Source organism: Salinicola peritrichatus, from assembly GCF_003206715.1.
GTDB classification, from domain to species: domain Bacteria; phylum Pseudomonadota; class Gammaproteobacteria; order Pseudomonadales; family Halomonadaceae; genus Salinicola; species Salinicola peritrichatus.
In genome coordinates this window covers 1-26979 of the sequence record NZ_PZJU01000033.1, presented here as the reverse complement: position 1 = coordinate 26979, position 26979 = coordinate 1, and the positions used below count along the sequence as shown (strand labels likewise).

At 62.6% G+C, this 26979-nt stretch carries 27 protein-coding genes; 18 read left to right on the top strand and 9 right to left on the bottom strand.

The window, feature by feature from the left end; translation table 11 throughout:
- Nucleotides 1-115: 115 nt before the first annotated feature.
- The 4 genes from DOM57_RS13415 to rdgB form a co-directional block, all read right to left on the bottom strand.
- Entirely contained in the window at nt 116-970 is an 855-nt protein-coding gene (locus tag DOM57_RS13415; protein WP_110649708.1) for a 23S rRNA (adenine(2030)-N(6))-methyltransferase RlmJ, read from the bottom strand.
- A 65-nt stretch (nt 971-1035) separates the two neighbouring features.
- Nucleotides 1036-1695, bottom strand: coding sequence for a YiaD family glycine zipper/OmpA-like lipoprotein (locus DOM57_RS22570; RefSeq protein WP_110649707.1), 660 nt, complete (start codon nt 1693-1695; stop codon nt 1036-1038).
- 114 nt (nt 1696-1809) lie between these two features.
- Complete coding sequence (gene hemW / locus DOM57_RS13405) at nt 1810-2979, bottom strand: radical SAM family heme chaperone HemW (protein ID WP_420820231.1); 1170 nt, start codon at nt 2977-2979, stop codon at nt 1810-1812.
- Nucleotides 2976-3605: an RdgB/HAM1 family non-canonical purine NTP pyrophosphatase gene (gene rdgB, locus DOM57_RS13400; RefSeq protein ID WP_110649717.1), complete on the bottom strand. Its 630-nt coding sequence runs from the start codon at nt 3603-3605 to the stop codon at nt 2976-2978. Before rdgB ends, hemW begins: the two co-directional genes overlap by 4 nt.
- A 431-nt stretch (nt 3606-4036) precedes the next feature.
- Between rdgB and DOM57_RS13395 the strand changes: the two genes are divergently transcribed.
- Nucleotides 4037-4714: a LuxR C-terminal-related transcriptional regulator gene (locus tag DOM57_RS13395; protein ID WP_110649705.1), complete on the top strand. Its 678-nt coding sequence runs from the start codon at nt 4037-4039 to the stop codon at nt 4712-4714.
- Nucleotides 4715-4862: 148 nt separating this feature from the next.
- On the opposite strand, the gene DOM57_RS13390 is transcribed toward DOM57_RS13395, so the two are convergent.
- From DOM57_RS13390 to DOM57_RS13370, 5 genes are all read right to left on the bottom strand, one after another.
- On the bottom strand, nt 4863-6425 hold the full coding sequence (locus tag DOM57_RS13390; RefSeq protein WP_110649704.1) for a bifunctional aminoglycoside phosphotransferase/ATP-binding protein: 1563 nt from the start codon (nt 6423-6425) through the stop codon (nt 4863-4865).
- 48 nt (nt 6426-6473) lie between these two features.
- Entirely contained in the window at nt 6474-7760 is a 1287-nt protein-coding gene (gene hemL, locus DOM57_RS13385) for a glutamate-1-semialdehyde 2,1-aminomutase (RefSeq protein WP_110649703.1), read from the bottom strand.
- Nucleotides 7761-7770: 10 nt separating this feature from the next.
- Complete coding sequence (gene thiE / locus DOM57_RS13380; protein WP_110649702.1) at nt 7771-8460, bottom strand: thiamine phosphate synthase; 690 nt, start codon at nt 8458-8460, stop codon at nt 7771-7773.
- A gap of 2 nt (nt 8461-8462) precedes the next feature.
- Nucleotides 8463-9287 carry a bifunctional hydroxymethylpyrimidine kinase/phosphomethylpyrimidine kinase gene (gene thiD, locus DOM57_RS13375; protein ID WP_420820232.1) on the bottom strand — a complete coding sequence of 275 codons (825 nt, stop codon included), beginning with the start codon at nt 9285-9287 and terminating at the stop codon, nt 8463-8465.
- A gap of 164 nt (nt 9288-9451) precedes the next feature.
- Nucleotides 9452-11206, bottom strand: coding sequence for a chloride channel protein (locus DOM57_RS13370; RefSeq protein ID WP_239496223.1), 1755 nt, complete (start codon nt 11204-11206; stop codon nt 9452-9454).
- Nucleotides 11207-11468: 262 nt separating this feature from the next.
- Between DOM57_RS13370 and erpA the strand changes: the two genes are divergently transcribed.
- The 17 genes from erpA (at nt 11469) to DOM57_RS13285 (ending at nt 26713) form a co-directional block, all read left to right on the top strand.
- Nucleotides 11469-11822 (top strand): iron-sulfur cluster insertion protein ErpA, encoded by a 354-nt coding sequence (gene erpA / locus DOM57_RS13365; protein ID WP_110649700.1) that lies wholly within the window; start codon nt 11469-11471, stop codon nt 11820-11822.
- A 142-nt stretch (nt 11823-11964) separates the two neighbouring features.
- Nucleotides 11965-12738, top strand: a complete 774-nt coding sequence (locus DOM57_RS13360) for a transporter substrate-binding domain-containing protein (RefSeq protein ID WP_110649699.1) — start codon at nt 11965-11967, stop codon at nt 12736-12738.
- 107 nt (nt 12739-12845) lie between these two features.
- A complete protein-coding gene (locus tag DOM57_RS13355) occupies nt 12846-13514 on the top strand; it encodes an amino acid ABC transporter permease (RefSeq protein ID WP_110649698.1) in 669 nt (222 codons plus the stop codon).
- Nucleotides 13511-14299: an amino acid ABC transporter ATP-binding protein gene (locus DOM57_RS13350; protein WP_110649697.1), complete on the top strand. Its 789-nt coding sequence runs from the start codon at nt 13511-13513 to the stop codon at nt 14297-14299. Before DOM57_RS13355 ends, DOM57_RS13350 begins: the two co-directional genes overlap by 4 nt.
- Nucleotides 14300-14888: 589 nt before the next feature.
- Nucleotides 14889-16784, top strand: coding sequence for a tRNA uridine-5-carboxymethylaminomethyl(34) synthesis enzyme MnmG (gene mnmG, locus DOM57_RS13345; protein ID WP_110649696.1), 1896 nt, complete (start codon nt 14889-14891; stop codon nt 16782-16784).
- Complete coding sequence (rsmG, locus tag DOM57_RS13340; RefSeq protein WP_110649695.1) at nt 16781-17413, top strand: 16S rRNA (guanine(527)-N(7))-methyltransferase RsmG; 633 nt, start codon at nt 16781-16783, stop codon at nt 17411-17413. The genes mnmG and rsmG overlap by 4 nt, the downstream gene beginning before the upstream one ends.
- 130 nt (nt 17414-17543) lie before the next feature.
- Complete coding sequence (locus tag DOM57_RS13335; protein ID WP_110649694.1) at nt 17544-18311, top strand: ParA family protein; 768 nt, start codon at nt 17544-17546, stop codon at nt 18309-18311.
- A gap of 79 nt (nt 18312-18390) precedes the next feature.
- Nucleotides 18391-19314: a ParB/RepB/Spo0J family partition protein gene (locus tag DOM57_RS13330; RefSeq protein ID WP_110649693.1), complete on the top strand. Its 924-nt coding sequence runs from the start codon at nt 18391-18393 to the stop codon at nt 19312-19314.
- 235 nt (nt 19315-19549) lie between these two features.
- Nucleotides 19550-19960, top strand: coding sequence for an ATP synthase subunit I (locus tag DOM57_RS13325; protein WP_110649692.1), 411 nt, complete (start codon nt 19550-19552; stop codon nt 19958-19960).
- A 3-nt stretch (nt 19961-19963) separates the two neighbouring features.
- Nucleotides 19964-20830, top strand: coding sequence for a F0F1 ATP synthase subunit A (atpB, locus tag DOM57_RS13320; RefSeq protein WP_110649691.1), 867 nt, complete (start codon nt 19964-19966; stop codon nt 20828-20830).
- Nucleotides 20831-20889: 59 nt separating this feature from the next.
- Nucleotides 20890-21138 carry a F0F1 ATP synthase subunit C gene (atpE, locus tag DOM57_RS13315; RefSeq protein ID WP_011508579.1) on the top strand — a complete coding sequence of 83 codons (249 nt, stop codon included), beginning with the start codon at nt 20890-20892 and terminating at the stop codon, nt 21136-21138.
- Between the two features lie 69 nt (nt 21139-21207).
- Nucleotides 21208-21678: a F0F1 ATP synthase subunit B gene (locus DOM57_RS13310; RefSeq protein WP_110649690.1), complete on the top strand. Its 471-nt coding sequence runs from the start codon at nt 21208-21210 to the stop codon at nt 21676-21678.
- A gap of 11 nt (nt 21679-21689) precedes the next feature.
- Nucleotides 21690-22235 carry a F0F1 ATP synthase subunit delta gene (locus tag DOM57_RS13305; protein WP_110649689.1) on the top strand — a complete coding sequence of 182 codons (546 nt, stop codon included), beginning with the start codon at nt 21690-21692 and terminating at the stop codon, nt 22233-22235.
- Nucleotides 22236-22251: 16 nt separating this feature from the next.
- Nucleotides 22252-23796: a F0F1 ATP synthase subunit alpha gene (atpA, locus tag DOM57_RS13300; protein WP_110649688.1), complete on the top strand. Its 1545-nt coding sequence runs from the start codon at nt 22252-22254 to the stop codon at nt 23794-23796.
- A gap of 77 nt (nt 23797-23873) precedes the next feature.
- Nucleotides 23874-24752: a F0F1 ATP synthase subunit gamma gene (atpG, locus tag DOM57_RS13295; protein ID WP_110649687.1), complete on the top strand. Its 879-nt coding sequence runs from the start codon at nt 23874-23876 to the stop codon at nt 24750-24752.
- Nucleotides 24753-24880: 128 nt separating this feature from the next.
- A complete protein-coding gene (atpD, locus tag DOM57_RS13290; RefSeq protein ID WP_110649686.1) occupies nt 24881-26260 on the top strand; it encodes a F0F1 ATP synthase subunit beta in 1380 nt (459 codons plus the stop codon).
- A gap of 27 nt (nt 26261-26287) precedes the next feature.
- The gene (locus DOM57_RS13285) at nt 26288-26713 is read left to right on the top strand and encodes a F0F1 ATP synthase subunit epsilon (RefSeq protein WP_110649685.1); all 426 of its coding nucleotides are present in this window, start codon (nt 26288-26290) and stop codon (nt 26711-26713) included.
- Nucleotides 26714-26979 lie beyond the last annotated feature (266 nt).

Here is a 26979-nt window from a genome sequence, read left to right as displayed (position 1 = left end):
AAGAATAATGAGCGCTACTCGCCAAGGTGGCAAGCAGCGCTCTCTTTTCTCTTATTTCTTCCCATCTTTTATCTTCCAGGCACGAAGTGCCGATCTTCCAGCTTATGGCTTACAGCTAGTGGTTCTCCCCCACCCACCATTCGCTGCGGTGCGAGGCGCCTTCGGCCAGCATCGGTGCCAGCTCGCCGAAGGCCTGGTCCAGTTCCTGGTCGAGCTGCCATGGCGGGTTGAGCAGCAGCAGGCCGCTGCCGTACATACCGCGTTCGGCAGCCGGCTCGCGCAGCGTGAGTTCGCTGCGCCATAGCTTGGGAATCCCGGCCGCACGGAGATTGGCCAGCATCGTCTGATGGCGTCCAGCCGGGAGCAGCGGATACCACACCAGCACGACGGCATGACGCACCTTGCGCATGACCTGGCACAGGGTCTCGACGACTTCGTCGTACTCTGCCTTGCGCTCGTAGCTGGGATCGATCAGCACACACAATCGCGGCGTGGAGACCGGCACCAGCTTGCGCAGTCCCGCGAGGCCATCGGCCTGCCGGCGGTAGATGCCCGCACGACCCGCCAGGCGCTGCTCGGCCAGGAATCGATGCTCGCCGGGATGCAACTCGAATAGCGTCAGGCGATCCTGCGGCCGCAGCGCCTCGCCCAGCCACCAGGGGGAACCTGGATAGCAGCCGAGCTCGGCGCCGTTCTGCAGCGTGGCCAGGCGCTGTACCCAGTCGCCCAGCGGCGATGAGGCCTCGAAACGGCGACGGCACTGCCACACCCGTTCGACACCCTGGCGGTACTCGCCGAGCTTCTGGGTTTCCGTCGCCGCTAGCGGATAGATTCCGCGGCCGGCGTGGGTATCGACGAAACTGATCGCCGAGGCCTTGCGTTCGAGGGCCTGGACGAGCCGAAACAGGCCCAGGTGCTTGTGGACGTCGGCAAAGTTGCCGGCATGATAGGCGTGTTGATAGGCGAGCATGGCGTTACCTGAAGCGAAAAGGGCGCGACCTGGAGGCCGCGCCCGGACTCGGCGAAGCGTCTCTCTTACGACTGTTGGGTCGGTGTCAGCGTGATCTCGACCCGGCGGTTCTGCGCCCGGCCGGCATCGGTGTCGTTGCTCGCCACCGGACGGCTCTCGCCATAGCCGACCGCGTTGATACGCCCGGATTCGATACCGCCCTGCTCGAGATAGGTGGCCACCGACTGGGCGCGCCGCTCGGAGAGCGTCTGATTGTAGCTCTCGGAACCGGTGCTGTCGGTGTAACCGGCCACGGTGATGCGCGTCTCCGGGTAGGCCCGCAGCACGGCATTGACATCGTTGAGCGCCTGGCGCGCCGGCGTCTGCAGATCGCTGGAATCGACATCGAAGGTGATGCTGCTCGGCATGTTGAGGATCAGGTCGTTGCCGTTACGCTCGACGCCGATCCCGGTCCCGTTGAGACGCTCGCGCAGCTCCTTCTCCTGGGAATCCATATAGGCGCCCACGCCACCGCCGATGGCGGCCCCCGCCGCCGCACCGATCAATGCGCGGTCACGGGTACTGCTGCCGCCATCCCCGCTCAGCGCACCCGCGATAGCGCCGGCCACCGCACCGATCCCGGCGCCGCTCCAGGTCTTGGTATTGTTACTGCCTTGCTGCTGATTATCCGTACCGGAGGAGGCGCAGCCCGTGATACCGACAGCAATCGCCACCGGAACGGCCAACCAGAACCTCTTTTGCCTACCTTTCACGCTTTCCACACTTCGGCTCCTTGCTTACCGTCGTCGCCGCGAGTCGCCGCGACGAATCCATGACAGCTGGCGTACGACTCGACGCCGTCACGCCTCATCGAACAGTGCCAGCAGATCGTTCAAGAATAACAATCCTTGCGGGGTCGCCCGCAGACGGGATGGCGTTTGCGCCAACAATCCTTTTTGTCGCGCCGCCTCCAAACGCGGCGTGAGGTCAGACAACGCGCGACCGGTATGGTTTTGCCAATCCTCGGCCTCGACGCCGTCCACCAGCCGCAGGGCGTTCATCAAGAACTCCAGTGGCAGCGCTTCGCTGTCGATCTCCCTGGCACCGGCGACGAAACCACGCGGATCGTTCTTCCGGCGCAGGTAGGCCTCGGGCTGACGCGTCTTCCAGCGGCGTTCGATCCGCCATTCGCCCGTCGCCCCGATCCAGCTCAGCTTGCCGTGAGCGCCGGCACCGATGCCGAGATAATCGCCGAAGCGCCAGTAATTGAGGTTGTGCCGGGCGCGACGCCCCGGGCATGCATAGGCGGATATCTCGTAGCGTTCGAACCCGGCGGACTCGATCAACGCATGACCGGCGTCCTGTATATCCCATAGTCGCTCCTCGTCCGGCAATGACGGCGGATGGGAGAAGAACTCGGTATTGGGTTCGAGCGTCAGTTGATACCAGGAGAGATGCGTCGGCGCCAGAGCCAGCGCCTGCTCGATGTCGTCGAGTGCCAGGGCCACGTCCTGGCCGGGCAATCCATGCATGAGATCGAGATTGACGTTGTCGAACCCCGCCTCGCGGGCCCGCCGCATCGCCCGGATCGCCTCGTCACCGGTGTGAATTCGGCCGAGTGCTTCGAGCTGCCCCTGATGGAAGCTCTGTACGCCTATCGAAAGCCGATTGATGCCGGCCTCGCGATAAGCCTCGAAACGCATCTGCTCCAGCGTGCCCGGATTGGCCTCGAGCGTGATCTCGATATCGCCGGCGAAGGTCAAGCGTTCACGCAAACCGACGAAAAGGCGCCGATACGCCTCGGCGGAAAGCAGACTCGGCGTGCCGCCGCCGATGAAGACACTGACGATCTGCCGCCCCTGAACGCCGGCCAGATCTCCGTCGAGATCGCTCAACAAGGCATCGACGTAGGCGGTTTCGGGGAGTTCGGCACCGCGCCCGACGGCATGCGAATTGAAATCGCAGTAGGGACACTTGCGCACGCACCAGGGTACGTGGATGTAGAGCGCCAGCGGCGGCAAAGCCATCATGCCCTCAACTGCTCCATCAGCGCCTGCAGCGCACGCCCGCGATGACTCAAACGATTCTTCTCTTCGCGACTCAACTCGGCAGCGCTCATGCCACATTCGGGTATCCAGAACAGCGGATCGTAGCCAAAGCCCCCTTCGCCGCGGGGATAAGCGAGGATTTCGCCGGCCCAGTCACGCTGTACGATCAAGGGTACGGGATCGGCGGCGTGACGCAGGTAGACCAGCACACACCAGTAGCGTGCGCTGCGTTCTCCCTCGGGGACTTCCCGAAGCGCTTCGAGCAGCTTGTCATTGTTGGCTTTGTCTTTGCTGGCCTTGTCTTCGGATTCGCCGCTTTTCGGCTCGCCGGCATAGCGGGCCGAATAGATGCCCGGGGCGCCAGCCAAGGCATCGACAGCCAAGCCGGAATCATCCGCCAGTGCGGGCAATCCGCTGGCATGAGCGGCGGCACGCGCCTTGAGAATGGCATTCTCGACGAATGTCAGCCCCGTCTCCTCCACATCGGTCACGCCGAACGCCGACTGCGGCTGGAGACGGAAGCCCAAGGGACCAAGGAGCTGTTGGAACTCGGCCAGTTTGCCAGGATTGCCGCTGGCGACGACCAGATCTTCGGTATACGTGGTCATGAGCATCTTCCTGCCAAAAGCCTACATTCTACGGGGCGTGAGAAAACGGGTATAGCGGCGGCTTTGCTAAGAAATCCGTGCGTGCCCCATGCAAACAGGATGAAAAAGTTCATCGATGAGCATGGTTCCCCTCATTTTCTGACCGATTGGTAAGAGTGTTTTTTCTGAGAGAAGAACATTGTTTTCTAAACCGGAAATCTAGGAATCATTTCAAGTTACTGTTTGTAAAGATTTTTTTAAAGGATTAAAAACGGCTTAAACCCCATTTTTATGTCACAGTTCGAAAACCTAAATGCAGTATATTTACAACTCACAGGTTTTATTAACACTATTGAGGTCCGGTTTTCACCGGTTGGCCGTCGGCCCCTCAGCCAAGGACCACAACGAAAAAATGTAAAAGACCAATTAAAACCCGACGAAGGGATCAGACCATGAACATCGAAAATACTGACATCGTGCTGGTAACGGACTGCAATTCCCAATCCGTTCTATTCCTTGACTACATCCATCAAAAAACGGGTTGCCGAGTCTCGGCGCTCAACCCGCAGGAGCGCTTTCTCGTCACCGAGGGATGCCGAGTCCTGGTACTCCTGGATGGAGATCACGTTCACGAAAAGGATCTATTGACATGGAATACGCGAGCCGAAGAGAACAAATCCATCATCTTGTCGGCTTTCAATGTGCGTGATAACAAACAGGTCATGGAACTCTTGATCGGCATCCATCTGCGAGGCGTTTTTTACCGCCAGGACAACCTGGAGCTGATCTGCAAGGGGATCGTCAAACTCCTGGACGGCGAACTTTGGATTTCACGGCCGCTGTCCGCCATGTTGATCGATTTTTATCGTCGTCAACAGGTCAATACCTATCGACCGGTGTGCGGATTGACTCGTCGGGAACTGGAAATCGTCACGCTGCTGGTATCCGGCGCCAGCAATACCGAGATCGCCGAGAAGCTGTTCGTCAGCGAACATACCGTCAAGTCACATCTCTATAACCTGTTCCGCAAGATCAACGTGCATAACCGGATCCAGGCCACCAACTGGGCGCGACAGAATCTGGGGACGATCCCTGTCATGGCTTCACGCTATGCCAATGGGAGACGCTGACGACACCTCGGGTCGAAAGGAAAGAACCCTCCATAGCGATACCTATCCTCCATGGATAACCGCCGTTCGACGCGATTCATCTCCTCGATATCGCGTCGAACGGCGATTCTTGCCAGTCGGTAAAGGAAAAGCTCTGCTCTTACGGTGTTCAGTTCAAGCGCATGCGTTCCTGAATCAACGATGCCAGCGTCAGGTTGGCATCCGGCGCGGTAGTGTCGAGATGTACCAGGTACCTGGCTTCGTCTTCGGCAAACGTTTCGAAACGCTCGAGTTGCCGCTCCAGAATCGACAGACTCGTCTCCGAGGATTCGCCGCTACGTCGGGCCCGCCTGACGATGCGCGCCCGCAGCGTGGACTGGTCGGCCTCGAAGCTGACCATCAATACCGGCAGTCCGCGTTTTTCGGCTTCGAAACGCAGCCGCTTGCGCTGCTCGCGCAGCAGGCAGGTTGCGTCGATGCAGGCGGGTAAACCCGCTTCGAGCACGGTGCCGGTAATCGCCGCGAGACGACGGTAGGTCTGGTCGGTGGCGGCTTCACTGTAGACTTCCTCGGCATCGGCTGGGGCCGAGGTGAAGTCGAAGAGTCGCTTGCGCTCGACGTCGGAACGGATTCGAACGCCACCGAGACGCCGCACGATCTCCTCGGTGAAGCGGCTCTTGCCGCTGCCGGAAACGCCGACAGCGAGAATCAGATAGGGGAAACGGAACTCGCTGTACTCGCGCGCCATGCCCAGATAGCGCCGAAACACCTCGATCGGCTCGCCCTCGGGCAGGTCGTCGATACGACCGGCGTCGTGATCCCTGACCAGTTCGATGCGGGCGCGCAACAGCGCTCGGTAGCGTTTGTAGAAATTGAGCAGCCGCACCGCCTGATAGTCACCGGACAATTCCAGGTAGCGATTGAGCGCGTAGTGGGCGAATTCGCGTTCGCCGCGCGCCTCGAGATCCATGATCAGAAACGCCAGCTCGCAGGCGACGTCGCACCAACGCAGGCTGTCGTTGAATTCGATGCCGTTGAAGAGGATCGCGCGTCCCTCGAAACGGACCGCGTTTCCCAGATGGATATCGCCATGGCTTTCACGAATGAAGCCGCCCCTCCAGCGCGACTCGATAATCGGTTCGAGCCGGGCGAAACTTTCGAGCGTCAGCGTTTTCACGCAGGCGAGCTCTTCGAGATCCTCGGCGGACTCCAGCAGTGGCTCGATGGCCTCGAACTCGCCGACCAGCATCTCGCGAATACGTGCCGGTGAGCCCAGCGGATCGTCTCCGCTGACCTGCGGCGCGGACTCGTGCAGGGCCACCAACTGATCGATCAGGTCGTCGAGCAGTTCCACCGAGAGCTGGCCGCTGGCCTGCAGCGAGCTGAGCAGATGTCGGCTGCTGAACTGGCGCATCTTGACCGCGTACTCGATCGGCGCGCTGTCATCGTTGACCCGGGGTGCCTCCTCGCTGCCCGAGATCGCCACGCAACCGAGATAGAGCGCGGGGGCGACACGGCGGTTGAGCACGACTTCCTGTTCGCATAACCGACGCCGCTTGTCGAGAGTGGAGAAGTCGAGAAAGCTGCCATAGTCCAACGCCTTCTTGATCTTGTAGGCGTAGTCGCCCGTCAGCACCACCCAGGATATCGGGGTCTCGAACACTTCGACGGCGCCGACCGGGTGATCGAAGCAATCACTCTCCTTGAGCGCCTGTATCAGCGTTCGGCTCATGCCGCGTCTCCCTGTCGATGGCGTTGTACTGATAGTGTTGTAATCGAATCATTGACGCATGGCGGCGAATGCACGCTCGCTGGCCATCAAAGTGGTCTGGATGTCGTCGTGTGTGTGGGCACTCGACATGAACCCGGCCTCGAAGGCGGACGGCGCCAGATAGACGCCGGTCTCGAGCATATGCGAGAAGAAGTCGCGGAACGCCTGAGCGTCGCAGGCCATGGTCTGGGCGTAATTGTCGACCCGCTGCTGTGCGGTGAAGAATAACCCGAACATGCCACCGGCACGCTGCGTGATCAATTCCACGCCGGCGTCCCGGGCGCGTGTCTCCAGGCCTTCGCACAGCGTCTCGACCCGCGTGGCGAGCGCGGCATGGAAACCGGGCTGGCGCACCTTCTCGAGCAGCGTGATGCCGGCCGCCATCGCCAGCGGATTGCCCGACAGCGTGCCCGCCTGGTAGACCGGCCCCAGGGGCGAGATCTGCTGCATGATCTCGCGCTTGCCGCCGAACGCCCCCACCGGCATGCCGCCGCCGACGATCTTGCCCAGGCAGGTCAGATCCGGGGTGATGCCGTAGTGCGCCTGAGCGCCACCGAGGGCGACACGAAAACCGGTCATCACCTCGTCGAAGATCAGCACGGCCCCGAAGCTGTCGCAGACCTCGCGCAGCGCCTCGAGAAAACCGGGTAGCGGCGGAATGCAGTTCATGTTGCCGGCCACCGGCTCGACGATGATCCCGGCGATCCGTTCCCCCAACTCCTCGAAGCATTCATGGACCGCTTCGATATCGTTGTAGGCCAGCGTGATGGTGTGTTCGGCCAGCGCAGCGGGCACGCCGGGAGAACTCGGTTCGCCATGGGTCAGCGCGCCGGAGCCTGCCTTGACCAGCAGCGAGTCGGAGTGGCCGTGGTAGTTGCCCTCGAATTTGACGATCTTGTCGCGGCCGGTATAACCCCGCGCCAGACGGATCGCCGACATCGTCGCCTCGGTACCGGAGTTGACCATGCGCACCATGTCGATCGACGGCATGATCTCGCAGATCAGGTCGGCCATGGTGGTCTCGATCGCCGTCGGCGTACCGAAGGAGAGGCCGCTGTCGAGCCGCTCGCGGACCGCCGACAGCACGTCGGGATCGGCATGTCCGGTAATCATCGGGCCCCAGGAGCCGACGTAATCGATGTAGCGTTTGCCCTCGACATCGAACAGATACGCACCCTGGGCGCGTTCGACGAACACCGGTGGCCGCGTCATGCCCTTGAAGGCCCGTACGGGCGAATTGACGCCGCCGGGGATGTGGCGGCAGGCGCGTTCGAAAAGTTCGGCGGATGTCGTCATGACGTTCTCTCTAGCAGCTGTCGGTTGCGTGATTCGGAAGCGGGGTTTCAGCGATCCGTGCGTTGAGTTCGCGCACCGCGCGGGCAATGTCCGGCATGCCGAAGATCGCGTGCACGACCGCCAGCATTTCGGCCCCGGCTTTCCGCGCCAGGGCGGCAGTCGAGGCATCGATGCCACCGATGGCGACCCGTGGCAGGCCGAAACGCCCGGCGGCTTCGAGGATCGATAGCGGCGCCGGCGCGGCTTCCGGCTTGGTGCGCGAGGCAAAGAAACGCCCGAAGGCAAGATAACTGGCGCCGGCATCGGCGGCGCGCCCGGCCATCGTCAGCGAGTCGTGGCAAGTGGCACCGATGATGGCGCGCTCGCCGAGACGCTGTCTGGCCGTGGCCAGCGCCGTGTCCTGCTGTCCCAGGTGCAGGCCGATGACCGCTCCCCAGCGCTGTTGCAGTCGTTGCGCCAACTCGAGGTCATCGTTGACGATCAACGGCACCCCAAAGCGTTCGCACAAGCCCGCCAGGGCGTCGCTCTGCCGCCAGTGACGGGCCGCGTCGTCGGACTTGTCGCGATATTGCAACAGCGCAATGCCGGTTTCCAGCGCGCTCTCGCAGGCACTCAGCAAGCGCTCGTCGTCCGGCAGCAGATGGCTGTCGGTTATCGCGTAAAGTCCGCGCAGATCATGGGTCGTGGTGTGTTCTGGCATCATCACTCCAGCGTGGCATCGAAGTCTGGCGCGCGCCAGACCCGATCCGGCAGGTACTGGCCGCGCCCCAGCGCCAGGCCGTGATCGAGCGTATCCCAGGTAAAACGCTGGGCCTGGGCACAGGCGGCCGCCAACCCCTCGCCGGCGGCGAGACGCGCGGCCAGCGCCGAGGCCAGCGTGCAGCCGGAGCCATGATAGTTGGCCGGCAACCGGGGCCATTGCCACTGGCGGTTGAGCTCGGGCGTGTGCAGGGTATGCACGACATCGCCGTTGACCACCTCGCCCTCGAGCGGATCGGTGCCGGTGACCAGTACGGCGGCACACCCCAGCGACATCACCTCGACCACTTGCGCCACCTCGTCGGCGTCAGACATGGAGGTGAGCAGCCCCAGCTCCCGCCGGTTTGGCGTCAGGATATCCACAAGCGGTAGCAGACGCTGCCGGATGGTTGCGATCAGACCGGGTGTGGATAACTCGGTTCCGCCACCGCTCTTGATCACCGGATCGACGATCAGCGGGATACCGGGACGCATGCGCGCCACGTCGATGATCGCCTCGAGCACTTCGGCGTTCGGAATCAGCCCGACCTTGATCGCGGCAATAGGAAAATCCTCGAACAGCGCCCGGGCGGCGCGGCGGATGAAATCGCCATGGCAGGGCTCGACGCCGATCACGTCACGGGTCGACTGCACGGTCATCGCCGTCGCGATCGTCACCGGCCAGCCGCCGCAACCGCGGACGGCTTCGGCATCCGCCACCAGCCCGGCCCCGCCACTGGGATCGTGGCCGGCCAATACCAGAACCACGGGTTTGTCGTCGTAGCGAATCATGCGCTGACTCCTCCATCACCCGTGACATCGTTCGATCGCGTATCGAGGTAGCCGGTCGTTCGCTGCATACGTGCTCTCCTCTCTATCGATCGCTGTCGATCGCGCTATTCATCACGTCAATGGCGTCGGCCCGGAGAGGCGGATATCGCCACCGGGGCTTCTCAACGCTTGCGCCGATAGTAGTTCTCGATCGCCTCGCGAGTGATGATACCGGAAATCTTGCGAATCATCGGTGCCGTGGTGTGCTCGACATAGAGCGCATCGACGCCGGATTCGTTGAGCGTGTCGTAGGCCTCCGATAGCGTCGCTTCCAGATGCACCGGGGCCAGATCGAGGCGCTGCCCGGGCACTTCCTCGAGATCGATCCGGGGATGTTCGGCCAGCCACGCCTCGTCGTGAAGTGCCCGCGCCAGATGGGCCGCCTTCATTGCCAGCGGCGGCTTGCTCTTGTCGTCCTGGGTGATGACCAGCCAGGTCGGTTTCGAGTCGAGCAGCGCCTTGGCCCGTTCGTGATCGATCACTCGCGGCGTGCGCGCCAGGTTACGCTCCATCACGGCCGGCACCGCGACCCTCGAAAGCGCCTGCATCAAAGGCTGTTGCAGCGGATGCAGCCCTTGCTGATTGAGCGTGGAGATAAAGAAGCCGTGACAGCGGCACAGCTGCCTCGCGGTCAGCACCGCCACCACCACCGCCAGCATCCCCGGCAGCATGATCGAGGCGTTGCGGGTCAGTTCGAGTAGCGCCAGCAATGCCGCCAGCGGCGCCTGCAAGGCAGCAGCCATCATCGCCGCCATGCCCAGCACCGCGTAGAGTGCCGGCGTGGTCACCACGCTCGGCATCAGCGTGCCACCGATGATGCCCAGGACTCCGCCGGCCGCCGCGCCGGAGACCAGCAGCGGACCGATGACACCGACCGGCACCCCTCCGACCAGACAGATCGCGGTCAGCGCCAGCTTGACCACCGCCAGCACCAGCAGCACGTCCAGCGCCATCGGACCATTGAGCATCTGCGCCAGGCTGTCGTAGCCGATTCCCTGAACCTGGGGATACCACCAGGCCACGGCCCCGGTCAGCCCGCCGATAATGGCCAGACGCAGCGCGAACGGAATCTTCGCGAGAGCGGGATGGCCCCGAGTGAGGCGCACGAACACGCCGGCCAGTACGCCGACCACCAGCGCCGTCAACACGATCCACGGCAGATCGAGCAACGAATTGAGCTGCAACGGCGGCACGCTGAATGCCGGCTCGGCGCCGTATACCGCCCACGACACCAGCGCGCCCATGGTGGATGCCAGAATCACCGGCATGAAGCCGGCGATGGTGTACTCCATCATCACCACTTCCATGGCGAAGATGACGCCGGCGATCGGGGTGTTGAACGAGGCGGAGATACCGGCCGCCGTGCCGCAGGCGACCAATACGCGCAGACTGTTGTGAGGCAGGCGCAGGCGCGTGCCGATCCAGCTGGAGGCGGCCGAGCCGAGGTGGATCGCCGGGCCTTCACGGCCCGCGGAGAGACCGCCGATCACCGAGATCACACCGACCCACCACTGGTTGATCCAGTTACGTAGCGGCATCTTGCCCTGATGATAGGCGAGACGCTCGATGACATGACCGATCCCCATCTTGAGCGCGCGATTCGGCTGCGGCCACAGCCATACGCCGATCAGGGTCACCGCAATCAGTGGCAGCAGCGCCCGGGTCATGGGCGGCAGTGTCTCGAACGCCTCCGGGCTGTCTCCCGGCATGAAAAAGAATGCACCGAACTGCAACAGCAATCGAAACACCACCATCACGCTACCGGTCAGAATGCCGGCAAAGATACCCAGCAGGCAGAGTTGCGGCATGGCATCGACGCTAGCCAGCTGGCGTCGAAAACGTTCGAGACTGGGACGTCGCAGGACGAACCGCGGCACGCGTGGCAAACCCTTCTCCTTGCCCGATTCGAGTCGCTCGTCTTTGCGTGTCCGTTCACCGAATTCGAACGAGACTCCGTGCGAGCGTTTAACGGGAATCACATCATACACCCAACGGCATTCCTCGGTGACGGCGATAAAGTTGACCCTTTTACTGGGTATTAACGATAATGGATGCCATCCGATGCGGTTGAACCGCATGCAGTGACTATCGACAGACCGGTCGCGCGAACCCGCGGCCGGCACACACGGGAGCGTGATGATGAGTACAGTGGAGTCTTTCGCTCCGACCCCGATGTTCTTCACCGACGCCGCTGCCAAGCGGGTCAAGGCGTTGATCGCCGAAGAGAACAACCCGGCGCTCAAGCTGCGTGTCTACGTCACCGGCGGCGGTTGTTCGGGATTCCAGTACGGCTTCGACCTGGCCGACCAGACCGCCGACGACGACACCGTGATCGACAATGACGGGGTCAGCCTGGTGGTGGATGCGCTCTCCTACCAATATCTGGTCGGTTCGACCGTGGATTTCGAAGAGGGTCTGGCCGGCGCGCGTTTCGTGATCAAGAACCCCAACGCGCAATCCACCTGCGGCTGTGGCGCCTCGTTTGCGATCTGATCCCGGTCCGGGCCGCGGCCCGGGGCCTTTTCAGACGATACGCCGCGTGGCCGTGTGAATCCTTGGTCGACTTGACCTTTCGTTACGTTCTTCCTCAAGGTAGTCAGTGATTGTTTCTTTCAATCAAAGACTTGAGGAAAGCATGAAAAACAACATCACTCTTGGCCACTGGCTGGCCGTTCCCGCTCTGGCGCTGTCGCTCGGCGCCTCCACTCTGGCCCACGCACAGGACACCACCCTGAAGGCCGTTACCGACCCCAGTTTCGTACCGTTCGAGATGATGGATCAGGACAGCGGCGAGATGGTCGGTTTCGACATGGACATCCTCCACGAGATCGCCGACCGCGCCGGTTTCGACATCGATCTCGATACCATGGATTTCAACGGCATCATTCCCGCCGTGCAGACCGGCAACGTCGATCTGGCCATCGCCGGTATCACCATTACCGACGAGCGTCAGCAGATCGTCGATTTCAGCGATCCCTATTACGACTCGGGGCTACGGATCCTGGTGGCCGACGACAGCGATGTCGAAACGCTCGACGATCTCGCCGGCAAGCGCATCGGCACCAAGATCGGCTCGACCAGCTACGACTACCTGCAGCAGGAACTCGGCGACGACGCCGAGATCACGCCTTATCCGGGCAGTTCCGACATGTACATGGCACTGATGGGCGGCAACGTCGACGCCGTGTTCTACGATGCCCCCAACGTCGGCTACTTCGCCCAGACCCGCGGTCAGGGCCGGGTCAAGACCGTCGGCCCACTCTACGAAGGCCAGCAATACGGTATCGCCTTCGCCAAGGGCAGCGACTGGGTCGAACCCGCCAACGAGGCACTCGAGGCGATGCGCGAAGACGGTACCTACGACGAGATCCACAAGAAGTGGTTCGGCGAGACGCCGGATGCCGAATGAACCACCGCGCCTGATCGGGGCCGGAGCGTGTCGCTCCGGCCCCGCGTCTTTGGCAGTGTCGCTCATCGATGGCGACGCTGGCGTCCCGTGACCAACGGAGACTATTCGTGGAATTGAATTTCCAGTTCGACTGGCAGGCGGCCATCGCCTCCTTGCCCTATCTGCTCAAGGGTCTGCCCTACACCCTGCTCATCTCTTTCGGCGGCCTTGCCATCGGTTTCGTCATCGGCCTCGTTTTCGGCCTGATGCGGATCGCCCCGTCCCGCTGGCTGCGACTACCCGCCGTGTTCTATATCGAAGTCTTTCGCGGTACCCCGGTGCTGGTGCAGGTGCTGTTCATCTTCTATGGCCTGCCGACCGTGCTCGGCGGGCCGATCAACGCCTTGACCGCCGGTATCGCCGCCATCGCACTCAACGCCGGCGCCTACATCTCCGAGATCGTGCGCGGCGGTGTCCAGTCGATCGAGCGTGGCCAGCGGGAAGCCGGACTGTCGCTGGGTCTCTCCTCCACCCAGACATTTCAATACATCGTCTGGCCGCAGGCGCTGCGACGGATGATCCCGGCGCTCGGCAACCAAGGCATCGTCAGCATCAAGGACACCTCGCTGTTTTCGGTGATCGGCGTCGGCGAGCTGGTGCGTCAGGGCCAGGTCTACATCGCCAATACCTTCACCGCGCTGGAGGTCTATTTCATGATCGCCCTGCTCTATCTGGTGATCACGTTGAGCCTGTCGATGGCTCTGAGTCTGCTCGAACGCAAGGGGCTGGTGGGATGAACGACAACACCGCAACCACGCTGTCACCCGACGACGATCGCCAGCCGATCGTGCGTCTCGACAGGGTCAATAAGCACTTCGGCGATCTGCACGTGATGCAGGACATCGATCTCTCGGTCGTCCCCGGTGAGGTCGTCGTGATCATCGGCGCCAGCGGTTCGGGCAAGTCGACCCTGATCCGCTGCGTCAACGGTCTCGAACCGTTCCAGTCCGGCCGAATCGAGGTGGATGGCAAGACACTGTTGCCCAATGGTGCCAGCGGCCAGTCGCTGCGGGCCGTACGTACCGAAGTCGGCATGGTGTTCCAGCAGTTCAACCTGTTTCCGCACCTGTCGATTCGCGACAACGTCACCCTGGCACCACGCAAGGTGCGCGGCTGGTCGCGACAGCAGGCCAACGCCACCGCCGAGCGACTGCTTCAACGAGTGGGTATCGCCGACCAGGCCGACAAGTATCCCAGCCAGCTCTCCGGCGGTCAGCAGCAACGCGTGGCACTGGCCCGCGCACTGGCCATGGAACCGCGGCTGATGCTGTTCGACGAGCCGACGTCGGCGCTCGATCCGGAGATGATCGGCGAAGTGCTCGATGCCATGCGCGAGCTGGCCAAAGACGGCATGACGATGATGATCGTCACCCACGAGATGGGCTTTGCCCGCGAGGTCGCCGACCGCGTGGTGTTCGTGCATGGTGGCCAGATCATCGAACAGGGCCCGCCGAACCAACTGTTCGACCATCCGCGCCACGAACGCACCCAATCCTTTCTCTCCCGCGTTCTCAAACATTGATCCCACCGGGAACGCCGGCCAGCCTCGGCGTTCCGCCTTGCCATCGCGACAACCATGGCGCTGTCGCCGTGGCCATCGAGCGTGATTCCGCTTCCCTCCGGTTATCCAAGGCCGTTTTTTTCGGCTGTGGATAGTTTTTCCGCCAATTCGGCCATACCCCCCGTGAACACTGCGTTGCCGCACGATCAACGGGTTGTTGAGCGCTGCGGTGACAGCTAGCGTATGCAGCGGTGGAAAACCGGTGCGCGTCGTGGCGTGTGTATAAAAAGGGATTTCGTCCACAGGAACGAAGCTGGCTGTCAGCAGCCTCCTCAGGGTTTTTCAAACCATTCAATAACAATATAAGTCATTGGAAAATAAACCGAAAAGTTGTTTATCCACAGAAAGTGTCCACACCAGTAGTCACTATCACAACAGAACTTCTTCTATATATTTTTCTTTTTTAATAATGAAACTGATGACTGACAGGCGGCTGGAAAACGGGTGTGGAAAACCCCTGACGGTTACCCACAGGAGGTTTATACTGGGCGGCTTTTTCCAGAATTCATTCACTGTCGGGTGCCATGCAGAGCACCCAACGAGGTGAAACGTGGAGTACCCCGAGCGTTTTCAGGTCATCGTCATCGGCGGTGGCCATGCCGGTACCGAAGCCGCGCTGGCCGCGGCCCGTAGCGGTGCGTGCACGCTACTGCTGACGCACAACATCGAGACCCTGGGTCAAATGTCCTGCAACCCTGCCATCGGTGGCATCGGCAAGAGCCATCTGGTCAAGGAGATCGATGCGCTTGGCGGCGCCATGGCCCACGCCACCGATCTGGCCGGCATCCAGTTTCGTGTGCTCAATTCGCGCAAGGGGCCAGCGGTGCGGGCCACCCGTGCCCAGGCGGACCGCGTGCGCTACAAGGCAGCAATTCGCGGAATGCTGGAGAACCAGCCCAATCTCACGCTGTTCCAGCAGGCGGTCGACGATCTGATCGTGGAGAACGACACCGTCGTCGGCGTCAAGACCCAGACCGGTATCCGTTTCATGGCCGATACCGTGGTGCTGTGCACCGGTACCTTCCTGGGTGGCGTTATCCACATCGGCCTGGACAACCATGCCGGTGGCCGCGCCGGCGATCCGCCGGCCAACGCCCTGGCGCAGCGCCTGCGCGCCCTGCCATTCCGGGTCGATCGGTTGAAGACCGGCACGCCACCGCGGCTGGACGCCAAGAGCGTCGATTTCGCCAAGCTCGAGCCGCAGCCGGGCGACACGCCATTGCCGGTGATGTCCTATCTGGGCAGTCGCGAGCAGCACCCGCGCCAGGTCGAGTGCCACATCGCGCATACCAACGAGCGCACCCACGAGATCATCTTCGCCAATCTCGATCGTTCTCCGATGTACTCCGGGGTGATCGAGGGCGTCGGCCCGCGCTATTGCCCGTCGATCGAGGACAAGGTTCACCGCTTCGCCGACAAGTCGAGCCACCAGGTATTCATCGAGCCCGAAGGCCTCGATACCCACGAGCTCTACCCCAACGGTATCTCGACCTCGCTGCCGTTCGACGTTCAGCTGCAGGTGGTGCGCTCGATCAGCGGGCTGGAGAACGCGCACATCACGCGGCCCGGTTACGCCATCGAGTACGATTTCTTCGATCCGCGGGATCTCAAGCACTCGCTGGAGACGAAATTTATCCACAACCTGTTCTTCGCCGGCCAGATCAACGGCACCACCGGCTACGAGGAAGCCGGTGCCCAGGGCTTGCTGGCGGGCATCAACGCCGCGCGCCGTGCACGCGGCGAACAGCCCTGGTGGCCGCGACGCGATGAGGCTTATCTCGGCGTCTTGGTGGACGACCTGATCAGCATGGGCACGCAGGAGCCCTACCGCATGTTCACCTCGCGGGCCGAGTACCGGCTGTTGCTGCGTGAGGACAATGCCGACCTGCGCCTGACCGAAACCGGGCGTGAACTGGGACTGGTCGACGACCAGCGCTGGTCCGCCTTCGCAGCCAAGCGCGACAAGATCGAACGCGAGCGCGCGCGGCTGCGCTCGAGCTGGATCCATCCCGGCACGCCGGCGGCCGAGCGCCTGGCCACCAAGCTTGGCCAGCCGCTGGCGCGGGAATACAACCTGATGGACCTGCTCAAGCGTCCGGAACTGGTCTACGCCGACGTGGCCTCGCTCAAGGGCGAGGCGGTGGACGACGAAGCGGTGGCCGAGCAGGTGCAGATCGAGGCCAAGTATCAGGGTTACATCGCACGCCAGCAGGACGAGATCGAACGCCTGCGCCGGCATGAGGCGACGCCGCTGCCGGAGAGCCTCGACTACGCCAAGGTCGAGGGGCTGTCCCACGAGATCCGCCAGAAGCTCGCACAGGCCCGGCCGCAGACGCTGGGCCAGGCTGGCCGTATCTCCGGCGTTACCCCGGCGGCGGTGTCGATCCTGCTGATCCACCTCAAGAAACGCCGTCTGATCGACGATAGCCAGGCACTGAGCGCATGACGCCGGCGTGTGAACGGATACTCGATGATGGGTTGGCGGCGCTCGGCATCGCGATCGATAGCGCCCGGCGCGATCGCCTGCTGGCGCTGCTCGGGCTGTTGCACAAGTGGAATCGCGCCTATAACCTCACCGCTGTGCGCTCGCCCGAGGCGATGGTCGCGCGTCATCTGCTCGACAGCGCCAGCGTGGCGTTCGCGGTGCACGGGCCGACCCTGCTGGACGTGGGCTCGGGTCCCGGCTTTCCGGGGCTGGTACTGGCGATCCTCGATCCTGAACTCGAGGTCACGCTGCTCGACAGCAACGGCAAGAAGGTCCGTTTTCAGCGCCAGGCGGTGATGGAACTCGGGCTCGACAACGTGCGCTGCCAGCAGGTACGGGTGGAAGCCTTCGCCGGCACGTTCGATCAGATCATCTCGCGGGCCTTCGCCGCGCTGGACGATTTCGTCACCCTCACCGAGCCGTTGCTGGCCGCTGGCGGCGAATGGCTGGCGATGAAGGGCGCTCTGGACGAGCGCGAGCGCGAGGCCTTGCCGGCGGGTGTCGTCGTCAGTCAGCGTTACGCCTTGACGGTACCCGGCCTGGACACGGCCGAGCGCCAGCTGCTCAAGCTGGCGCGCGCGGCGGGTTGAAGCGCCGGTTCGGCAGTGAGTGCGCAATGGTCGTGGCCTGGAGGACGAAATCCAGGGCCGTGACCACTGATCGGCATCGGCGGAGCGACCGACGGTCTCCGCGGCCAAGTCTCGACGAAGGGAGTCGCCAGTGACCAGAATCATCGCCTTGACCAACCAGAAGGGTGGCGTCGGCAAGACCACCACGGCGGTCAATCTCGCGGCTTGCCTCGCGGCGCTGGATCGCCGTGTACTGTTGATCGATCTGGACCCGCAAGGCCACGCGACCATGGGCAGCGGCGTCGACAAGCACGATCTCGACGGCAGCGTGCTCGACGTGCTGCTCGGCGACAAGAGCGCCGCCGAGGTGATCGTCGACTGCGCCGTGGCCGGCTACGCGCTGTTGCCGGGTAACGGCGACCTGACCGCTGCCGAGGTCGATCTGCTCGATCGCGACGGCCGCGAGCGGGTGTTGCAGACGGCCATCGAGAGCGTCGCCGAAGACTACGACGTGGTGATCATCGACTGCCCGCCATCACTCAACATGCTCACCGTCAATGCGTTGACCGCCGCGCACGGCGTGCTGATTCCGGTCCAGTGCGAGTTCTACGCCCTCGAGGGACTGTCGGCACTGCTCGATACCGTCGAGCAGATTCAGGAGAGCGTAAACCCCTCGCTCGAGATCTTCGGTATCGTGCGCACCATGTTCGATCCCCGTAACAGTCTGACCCGGGACGTCAGCAAGCAACTCGGCCAGTACTTCGGCGATGCGCTGCTCAAGACCACCATTCCGCGCAATGTCCGGGTAGCCGAGGCGCCCAGTCACGGTGTTCCGGTGACCAAGTACGCGCGCCTGTCGCGCGGCAGCCAGGCGCACCGCGTACTGGCCAAGGAACTGATTCGCCGCCTGGGACTGTGAACAAAATACTGCTTAAATGCTCGCGCGAGCGCATCACTGCGTTGCGCACTGCCCGGATGTTCGCTGCGAGGAACACACCATGACGACGCGCAAACGCCCCCTAGGACGCGGTCTCGATGCCCTGATCGGTTCCAGTGCCCGTCGCCGCGACAGTTTGTCGCAGGAAACCCATGCCGCCGCTGACGAGTCGCCCACGCCGGCACAGGCGCCGCCGACTTCCGGCGGCGGCGGCGAGCGGCTCGAGCACCTGCCGCTGCGCCAGCTGACACGCGGCAAGTACCAGCCACGACGCGACATCCAGCCTGAAGCGCTGGAGGAACTGGCCGATTCGATCCGTGCCCAGGGCGTCATGCAGCCGATCGTGGTGCGACAAATTGGCGCAGAGCGCTACGAGATCATCGCCGGCGAACGGCGCTGGCGGGCATCGCAACTGGCCGAGCTCGAGACCATCCCCGCGGTGGTGCGCGAAGTCAGCGACGAGGTCGCGCTGGCGCTGGCGCTGATCGAGAACATCCAGCGCGAGAACCTCAACCCGGTCGAGGAGGCGATGGCGCTCAAGCGTCTACTCGAGGAGTTCGAATTGACCCAGCAGCAGGTCGCCGACGCGGTCGGGCGTTCACGTGCCCAGGTGACCAACCTGCTGCGCTTGCTGGCATTGGATCCGCACGTGCAGACGCTGCTCGAACGGGGCGATCTCGACATGGGCCACGCCCGTGCGCTGCTGAGCCTGCCGGCCGCCAAACAGCGCCAGGCGGCGCACGAAGTGGTCGCCCGCGAACTCACCGTGCGCCAGACCGAGGCGCTGGCGAAACAGCTCGCCAGCGGCCAGAAGAAGGGTGACGACAAGCGTCAGCCCGCCGACGTCGGACGCCTGGAGAACCGCCTGGCCGATCTGCTCGGTGCGCCGGTCAAGATCCACCACAACGCTTCCGGCAAGGGTCGTGTCACCATTCGTTACACCAGTCTCGACGAGCTGGATGGCATACTCGGGCACATTCGCTGACGTAGCGGATCGAGCGAGCGTTTGTCGACCGGGAAAAGCATTTAGCGTGTTAACGGAAATTACGCACTTTTCGTGATCGTTTTTCCCACAGGACGCATCAGATCGGTGCAGGTTCGGTTGAAGCGGCATGACCGCTTCTCTATAATCCGCCGAGATTTGCCAGGCTGACGGCGAACGCAGACACAACAAGACATTTTCAGGATCCGATGTTTCAACGACAGGCGAGACCGACGCCATGCAACCAACGGCACCGGCCAAGCTTCCCCGACCGCGGATCGCGGCATTGATCCTGATACAGTGCGGCGTCGTGATGGGCATGGCCCTGATCGCCTGGGGCGTCCTGGGAGAGGGAACCGCGGTTTCCGTGCTGACCGGCGGGCTCGTCGCCGCCGTGCCCAGTGCCTTTTTCGCCTGGCGGGCTTTCCGCTACCAGGGAGCAGGCCAGGCCCGACACATCGTCAAGAGTTTCTATCACGCCGAGGCCGGCAAGTTCGGTTTGACGGCGGCATTGTTCACGCTGGTTTTCGTGGCCGTGCCTCCCTCAAACCCCGCTTTCTTCTTTGGCGCTTATGTGGTGACGCTGCTGGTGCAATGGTTGGGGCCCTGGCTCCTGCGCCGCCCGTCACGCATTCAATCTCGAGGCTGAACCATGGCTGGCAACAACCCGACGAGCACGGAGTACATTCAGCACCACCTGCAGAACATGACCTTCGGTCTGCATCCGGAGCATGGCTGGTCGCTGGCGCACTCCGCCCAGGAAGCCCAGGAAATGGGATTCTGGGCGATTCATGTCGATACCATGCTGTGGTCGATCGGTCTCGGGGTGGTCTTCCTGTACCTGTTCCGCCTGGTGGCCAAGCGCGCTTCCACCGGCGTGCCCACCGGGCTGCAGAACTTCGTCGAGATGATGGTCGAGTTCGTCGACGGCTCGGTGCGCGAGACCTTCCACGGCAAGAGCCGGCTGATCGCGCCGTTGTCGCTGACGATCTTCTGCTGGATCTTCCTGATGAACCTGATGGACCTGGTGCCGGTCGACTTCCTGCCGATGCTGGCCCAGAAAATCGGTTCCTGGTTTGGCGCCGATCCGGCGCATGTCTACTTCAAGGTCGTGCCTACCACCGACGTCAACGCGACTTTCGGCATGTCGCTGTCGGTCTTCGCCCTGATCATTTTTTACTCCATCCGCAGCAAAGGCGTGTCGGGGTTCATTGCCGAGCTGACGCTGCATCCGTTTAGTACATCCAACAAATTTGCCCAGATTCTGTTGATTCCCATTAACTTTTTGCTTGAAGCCGTCACCCTGTTGGCCAAGCCGGTTTCACTGTCGTTGCGACTGTTCGGCAACCTTTACGCCGGTGAATTGATCTTCATCCTGATAGCCATGATCGGTCTGTGGCAGCTGCCGCTGCACTTCCCGTGGGCGGTGTTCCACATCCTGATCATCACGCTGCAGGCATTCATCTTCATGATGCTCACCATCGTCTACTTGAGTATGGCGACGGAAGAGCAGCATTGAGACGCGTTTCCCTTTAACCCCTAACCCCTTGCAAGACTCGACTGAAACTGGAGACAACCATGGAAGCACAAGTTCTGGGCATGACCGCGATCGCCGTTTCTCTGCTGATCGGCCTCGGTGCCTTGGGTACCGCCATCGGCTTCGGCATCCTCGGCGGCAAGTTCCTGGAAGGCGCCGCGCGCCAGCCGGAAATGATCCCGCAACTGCAGGTCAAGATGTTCATCGTCGCTGGTCTGCTCGACGCCGTGACCATGATCGGCGTGGGTATCGCCCTGTTCTTCACCTTCGCCAACCCGTTTGTCGGTTAACGTCGCCGTTTGCGGCCCGCGTGGCCCCGGTGACCCCAACCCCAAACTTGTGACGCGAGAGGTGCTGGCGTGAATCTGAACCTTACACTGATTGGTCAGGCCATTGCCTTTGCGGTCTTCGTCTGGTTCTGCATGAAGTACGTATGGCCGCCGGTCATGCAGGCGCTGCAGGAACGACAGAAAAAGATCGCCGACGGTCTGGATGCGGCCAGCCGCGCTACCCGCGATCTCGAAGTGGCTCAGGAAAAGGCCGAAGAGACGCTGCGGGAAAGCAAGGAGCAGGCCCAGCAGATCCTCGAACAGGCCAACAAGCGGGCCAGTCAGATCGTCGAAGAGGCCCGCGAGACTGCGCGGGCGGAAGGCGAGCGCATCATCGAAGGCGCTCGCAGCGAAATCGATCAGGAGATCAATCGCGCGAAGGAAGAGCTGCGTGCCCAGGTATCGCTGCTGGCCGTGGCCGGCGCCGAGCGCATCCTGGAATCCTCCATCGACGAGTCCAAGCATCGTGAACTCGTCGACAAGCTCGCTGCCGAGCTCTAAGGAGGCGCACCATGGCTGAATCGTCTACCGTCGCTCGACCCTACGCCAAGGCGGCGTTCGAGTTCGCGCGCGATAAGCAGGCGCTAAAAGCGTGGTCCCAGAGTCTGTCCCTGGCCGCTCGTGTGGCCGGTGACGCCGATGTCGAAGCGCGCATCCTGAGCAATCCGCGGCTGACTGCCGATGACAAGACGCGGCTGTTGCTGGAAGTATGCGGCGATGATGCGTCCTTCGACGAGCACGTGGGCAATTTCCTGCGTCTCGTCGGCGAAAAGGGGCGTCTAGCCGCGCTGCCCGACATCTTTGATGAGTTCGAGGCGCTGCGCGCCCAGGAAGAGAAGCGGGTTGATGTCACCATCGTCTCCGCCTTCGAACTGGACGACGCCCAGCAGAACGTTCTCGCCGAGGCTCTGAAGAAGCGTCTGAATCGTGAAATCTCCATTACCACTCAGGTGGATCGCCAACTGCTAGGCGGCGTGATCCTGCGTACCGGCGACACCGTCATCGACGGTTCGGTACGCGGTCGATTGCAGCGCCTGCGCGAAGCGCTCACCGCTTGAGTTCGAGGGACATGGCATGCAGCAACTGAATCCTTCCGAGATCAGCGACATCATCAAACAGCGTATCGAAAAGCTGGATGTCGCCAGTGAGGCCCGTAACCAGGGCACCGTCGTCAGCGTCGCTGACGGCATCGTCCGCATCCACGGCCTGGCCGATGCGATGCTCGGCGAAATGATCGAATTCCCCGGCGGCATCTACGGCATGGCGCTCAACCTCGAGCGCGACAGCGTCGGTGCCGTGGTGCTGGGCGACTATCTCGAGCTCGAAGAGGGCATGACCGCGCAGTGTACCGGTCGCATTCTCGAAGTGCCGGTGGGTCCCGAACTGGTCGGCCGCGTGGTCGATGCGCTGGGCAACCCGATCGACGGCAAGGGTGATATCGACACCCGGATGACCGACGCGATCGAAAAGGTCGCCCCGGGCGTCATCACGCGTCAGTCGGTCGATCAGCCGATCCAGACCGGCCTCAAGTCGATCGACGCCATGGTGCCGATCGGTCGCGGCCAGCGTGAGCTGATCATCGGCGACCGTCAGATCGGCAAGTCCGCGGTGGCGCTCGATGCGATCATCAACCAGAAGGGCAAGGGCGTCACCTGTATCTACGTCGCCATTGGCCAGAAGCAGTCGACCATCGCCAACGTGGTGCGCAAGCTCGAAGAGCACGGCGCCATGGAGCACACCATCGTGGTCGCCGCCGGCGCCGCCGATCCGGCCGCCATGCAGTACCTGGCGCCGTATGCCGGCTGCACCATGGGCGAATACTTCCGCGATCGTGGCGAAGACGCGCTGATCGTCTACGACGACCTCTCCAAGCAGGCCGTCGCTTACCGTCAGATCTCGCTGCTGCTGCGTCGTCCGCCGGGCCGTGAAGCCTATCCGGGTGACGTCTTCTATCTCCACTCGCGTCTGCTCGAGCGCGCCGCGCGCGTCAACGCCGAATACGTCGAGAAGTTCACGGGCGGTGAAGTGAAGGGCAAGACCGGCTCGCTGACCGCGTTGCCGATCATCGAGACCCAGGGTGGCGACGTCTCCGCGTTCGTGCCGACCAACGTGATCTCGATCACCGACGGTCAGATCTTCCTGGAAACCGGCCTGTTCAACTCCGGTATCCGCCCGGCGATCAACGCCGGTCTGTCGGTCTCGCGCGTGGGTGGTTCGGCGCAGACCAAGATCATCAAGAAGCTCGGCGGCGGCGTGCGTCTGGCACTCGCGCAGTATCGCGAGCTGGCGGCGTTCTCGCAGTTCGCTTCCGATCTCGACGAGGCGACCCGCAAGCAGCTCGAGCATGGTCAGCGCGTCACCGAACTGATGAAGCAGAAGCAGTATTCGCCGTTGTCCGTGGCCGAGATGGCGCTGTCGCTGTACGCCGCCAACGAGGGCTATCTGGACGACGTCGCGGTCGACAAGGTGCTGGACTTCGAGCGTGCCCTGCAGGACTACATGAAGTCCGAGCACGCCGACCTGCTCGACAAGATCAACCAGAGCGGCGGCTACGACGACGAGATCCAGCAAGGTCTCAAGTCGGGTCTCGAGTCGTTCAAGTCCACTCAGACCTGGTAAGCGGCGCGGCCCGCTCCATCGCATGATGGGAGCGGGCCGCCCCGCCCGGCTGAGCGGCATGAATCAGGTGATCCGCGATGGCAGCTGCAAAAGAGATTCGCGCCCAGATCGGGAGCATCAAGAACACGCAGAAAATCACCAGCGCCATGGAAATGGTCGCTGCGTCGAAGATGCGTCGGGCTCAGGAACGCATGGCGGCCAGCCAGCCCTATGCCAAACTGATCCGCCGGGTGGTCGGCCACGTCGCCAAGGCCAATCCGGAATATCGCCACGAGTACATGGTCGAGCGCGAGGTCAAGCGCGTCGGTTACATCGTCGTTTCCAGCGATCGGGGACTGGCCGGCGGCTTGAACGTCAATCTGTTCAAGGCCGTGGTCCAGCATGCCCGTGATTGGGACCAGAAGGGCGTCGGCGCCGACTTCGCCGCTATCGGCAGCAAGGCCGGCGGCTTCTTCCGCAAGCGTGGCGGCAACCTGCTGGCGGCCAAGAAAGGCCTCGGCGATGCGCCGGAAGCCCAGGATCTGGTCGGTAGCGTCAAGGTGATGCTCGATGCCTTCGACGAAGGCAATCTGGATCGGCTTTACGTGGTGTACAACGAATTCGTCAACACCATGAGCCAGAAACCCGTGGTGCGTCAGTTGTTGCCGCTCGAAGCGGTCGGCGACGACACCGAAGGGGAAGAACAACCCGGTCCCGGTAATTGGGACTACCTGTATGAGCCGGACGCCAAGACCCTGCTCGATCACCTGCTGGTTCGCTACGTCGAATCCCAGGTGTATCAGGCCGTGGTCGAGAACGCGGCCTGTGAGCAGGCCGCGCGCATGATCGCGATGAAGAACGCGACCGACAACGCCGGCAATCTGATTGACGATCTTCAACTGGTGTACAACAAGGCGCGTCAGGCGGCCATTACCCAGGAGATTTCGGAAATCGTCGGTGGTGCCGCGGCGGTATGACGATATCGTCGCCCGCGCGGCGGCGATCCCGAGTACGGCTTGGCGAGGCGTTGTTCAAAAGTCGGTGAGCGAAGACAGTTTTGGGCAGCGCCGTACAGGTTTCATTTGCAGGTATACGAGGAACCACTATGAGCGGACGTATCGTACAAATCATCGGCGCGGTGGTTGACGTAGAGTTTCCGCGGGACGATGTCCCCAAGGTCTACGACGCGCTGACGGTCTCGGGCAAGGAGACCGTTCTCGAAGTGCAACAGCAACTCGGTGATGGCGTGGTTCGCGCCATCGTCATGGGCTCCAGTGAAGGTCTCCAGCGCGGCATCGAGGTGGTCAACACCGGTGCCCCGATCTCGGTGCCGGTCGGTACCCAGACCCTGGGCCGGATCATGAACGTGCTCGGCGAGCCGATCGACGAAGCCGGCGATCTCGGTGCCGACGTCGAGCGCATGCCGATCCACCGCCAGGCGCCGAGCTACGCCGATCAGGCGGCTTCCAGCGAACTGCTGGAGACCGGCATCAAGGTCATCGATCTGGTCTGTCCGTTCGCCAAGGGCGGTAAGGTCGGTCTGTTCGGCGGTGCCGGTGTCGGCAAGACCGTCAACATGATGGAGCTGATCCGCAACATCGCCACCGAGCACAGCGGTTACTCGGTGTTCGCCGGTGTCGGTGAGCGTACTCGTGAAGGTAACGACTTCTATCACGAGATGCAGGAATCCAACGTTCTCGACAAGGTCGCGCTGGTCTACGGCCAGATGAACGAGCCACCGGGCAACCGCCTGCGCGTCGCCCTGACCGGTCTGACCATCGCCGAGAAGTTCCGTGACGAAGGCCGCGACGTACTGCTGTTCGTCGACAACATCTACCGTTACACCCTGGCCGGTACCGAGGTTTCGGCACTGCTTGGCCGCATGCCGTCGGCGGTGGGTTATCAGCCGACCCTGGCCGAGGAGATGGGTGCCCTGCAGGAGCGCATCACCTCGACCAAGACCGGCTCGATCACCTCCGTGCAGGCCGTCTACGTGCCCGCGGACGACCTCACCGACCCGTCGCCGGCGACCACCTTCGCGCACCTGGACTCGACCGTGACATTGTCGCGCTCGATCGCCGAGCTGGGTATCTATCCGGCCGTCGATCCGCTCGACTCCACCTCGCGTCAGCTCGATCCGCTGGTGGTGGGCGAGGAGCACTACAATACCGCTCGTGGTGTGCAGGGCGTGCTCCAGCGCTACAAGGAGCTCAAGGACATCATCGCCATCCTGGGGATGGACGAGCTGTCCGACGAAGACAAGCAGGCGGTGGCACGTGCGCGTAAGATCCAGCGCTTCCTGTCGCAGCCGTTCTTCGTCGCCGAGGTCTTCACCGGCGCGCCCGGCAAGTATGTGTCGCTCAAGGAAACTATTCGTGGCTTCCAGGGTATTCTCAACGGTGACTACGACGATCTGCCGGAACAGGCCTTCTACATGGTCGGCACCATCGACGAAGCCGTCGAGAAAGCCAAGAGCATGAAGTAAGCCTGCAGACACCCGGGAGATATCGCTATGGCCACATTTCAGTGTGACATCGTCAGCGCCGAGAAGGAGATCTTCTCGGGCAGCGTCGAGCAGCTCATCGCTGCCGGCGTGGCCGGCGATCTGGGTATCCTGCGCGGTCACGCGCCACTGCTGACCGAGCTCAAGCCCGGTCCGGTGCGCGTGATCCAGGAAGGCGGCGAAGAAGAGCTCTACTACGTCACCGGCGGCTTCCTCGAAGTGCAGCCTGACGTGGTCTCGGTGCTGGCGGATACCGCCACCCGAGCCAGCGACCTGGATGAGGCGGAAGCCGAGCAGGCACGTCAGCACGCGTTGCAGTCACTCAACGAGAAGCAGACAGAGCTCGACTACACCCGTGCCGCCGCCGAACTGGCCGAAGCCACCGCTCAGTTGCGTACGCTGCAACAGCTGCGGCGCAGGGGCGGTCGCGGCTGAGCCCGTCGCTCCGCGCGCAAGACACCCAGGCAATACCCAAGGCGACTCTTCGGAGTCGCCTTTTTCATCGCTAGCGATTCGAACGCTATCCGCCGACGCATCACACGCTAAGCTTCGTCTGAAAAATCGACGAGCGATGGCCAGACAAGGCAAAAATGGGCGAAAGCGCGGAGTTTACGGGGTGTAAATGAGCATTTTGAGCCGATTTTTAACGCTGTATGGGCGAGCGCAGGCATTTTTCAGATAAAGCGTAGTGTGGTGTTTTG

What these genes read in the sequence shown, in the direction of transcription:
- DOM57_RS13415 (WP_110649708.1), bottom strand. Translation starts at nt 970, where the DNA reads ATGCTCGCCTATCAACACGCCTATCATGCCGGCAACTTTGCCGACGTC.
- hemW (WP_420820231.1), bottom strand. Translation starts at nt 2,979, where the DNA reads ATGATGGCTTTGCCGCCGCTGGCGCTCTACATCCACGTACCCTGGTGC.
- rdgB (WP_110649717.1), bottom strand. Translation starts at nt 3,605, where the DNA reads ATGACCACGTATACCGAAGATCTGGTCGTCGCCAGCGGCAATCCTGGC.
- DOM57_RS13395 (WP_110649705.1), top strand. Translation starts at nt 4,037, where the DNA reads ATGAACATCGAAAATACTGACATCGTGCTGGTAACGGACTGCAATTCC.
- DOM57_RS13390 (WP_110649704.1), bottom strand. Translation starts at nt 6,425, where the DNA reads ATGAGCCGAACGCTGATACAGGCGCTCAAGGAGAGTGATTGCTTCGAT.
- hemL (WP_110649703.1), bottom strand. Translation starts at nt 7,760, where the DNA reads ATGACGACATCCGCCGAACTTTTCGAACGCGCCTGCCGCCACATCCCC.
- thiE (WP_110649702.1), bottom strand. Translation starts at nt 8,460, where the DNA reads ATGCCAGAACACACCACGACCCATGATCTGCGCGGACTTTACGCGATA.
- erpA (WP_110649700.1), top strand. Translation starts at nt 11,469, where the DNA reads ATGAGTACAGTGGAGTCTTTCGCTCCGACCCCGATGTTCTTCACCGAC.
- DOM57_RS13360 (WP_110649699.1), top strand. Translation starts at nt 11,965, where the DNA reads ATGAAAAACAACATCACTCTTGGCCACTGGCTGGCCGTTCCCGCTCTG.
- DOM57_RS13350 (WP_110649697.1), top strand. Translation starts at nt 13,511, where the DNA reads ATGAACGACAACACCGCAACCACGCTGTCACCCGACGACGATCGCCAG.
- rsmG (WP_110649695.1), top strand. Translation starts at nt 16,781, where the DNA reads ATGACGCCGGCGTGTGAACGGATACTCGATGATGGGTTGGCGGCGCTC.
- DOM57_RS13330 (WP_110649693.1), top strand. Translation starts at nt 18,391, where the DNA reads ATGACGACGCGCAAACGCCCCCTAGGACGCGGTCTCGATGCCCTGATC.
- DOM57_RS13325 (WP_110649692.1), top strand. Translation starts at nt 19,550, where the DNA reads ATGCAACCAACGGCACCGGCCAAGCTTCCCCGACCGCGGATCGCGGCA.
- atpB (WP_110649691.1), top strand. Translation starts at nt 19,964, where the DNA reads ATGGCTGGCAACAACCCGACGAGCACGGAGTACATTCAGCACCACCTG.
- atpE (WP_011508579.1), top strand. Translation starts at nt 20,890, where the DNA reads ATGGAAGCACAAGTTCTGGGCATGACCGCGATCGCCGTTTCTCTGCTG.
- DOM57_RS13305 (WP_110649689.1), top strand. Translation starts at nt 21,690, where the DNA reads ATGGCTGAATCGTCTACCGTCGCTCGACCCTACGCCAAGGCGGCGTTC.
- atpA (WP_110649688.1), top strand. Translation starts at nt 22,252, where the DNA reads ATGCAGCAACTGAATCCTTCCGAGATCAGCGACATCATCAAACAGCGT.
- atpG (WP_110649687.1), top strand. Translation starts at nt 23,874, where the DNA reads ATGGCAGCTGCAAAAGAGATTCGCGCCCAGATCGGGAGCATCAAGAAC.
- atpD (WP_110649686.1), top strand. Translation starts at nt 24,881, where the DNA reads ATGAGCGGACGTATCGTACAAATCATCGGCGCGGTGGTTGACGTAGAG.
- DOM57_RS13285 (WP_110649685.1), top strand. Translation starts at nt 26,288, where the DNA reads ATGGCCACATTTCAGTGTGACATCGTCAGCGCCGAGAAGGAGATCTTC.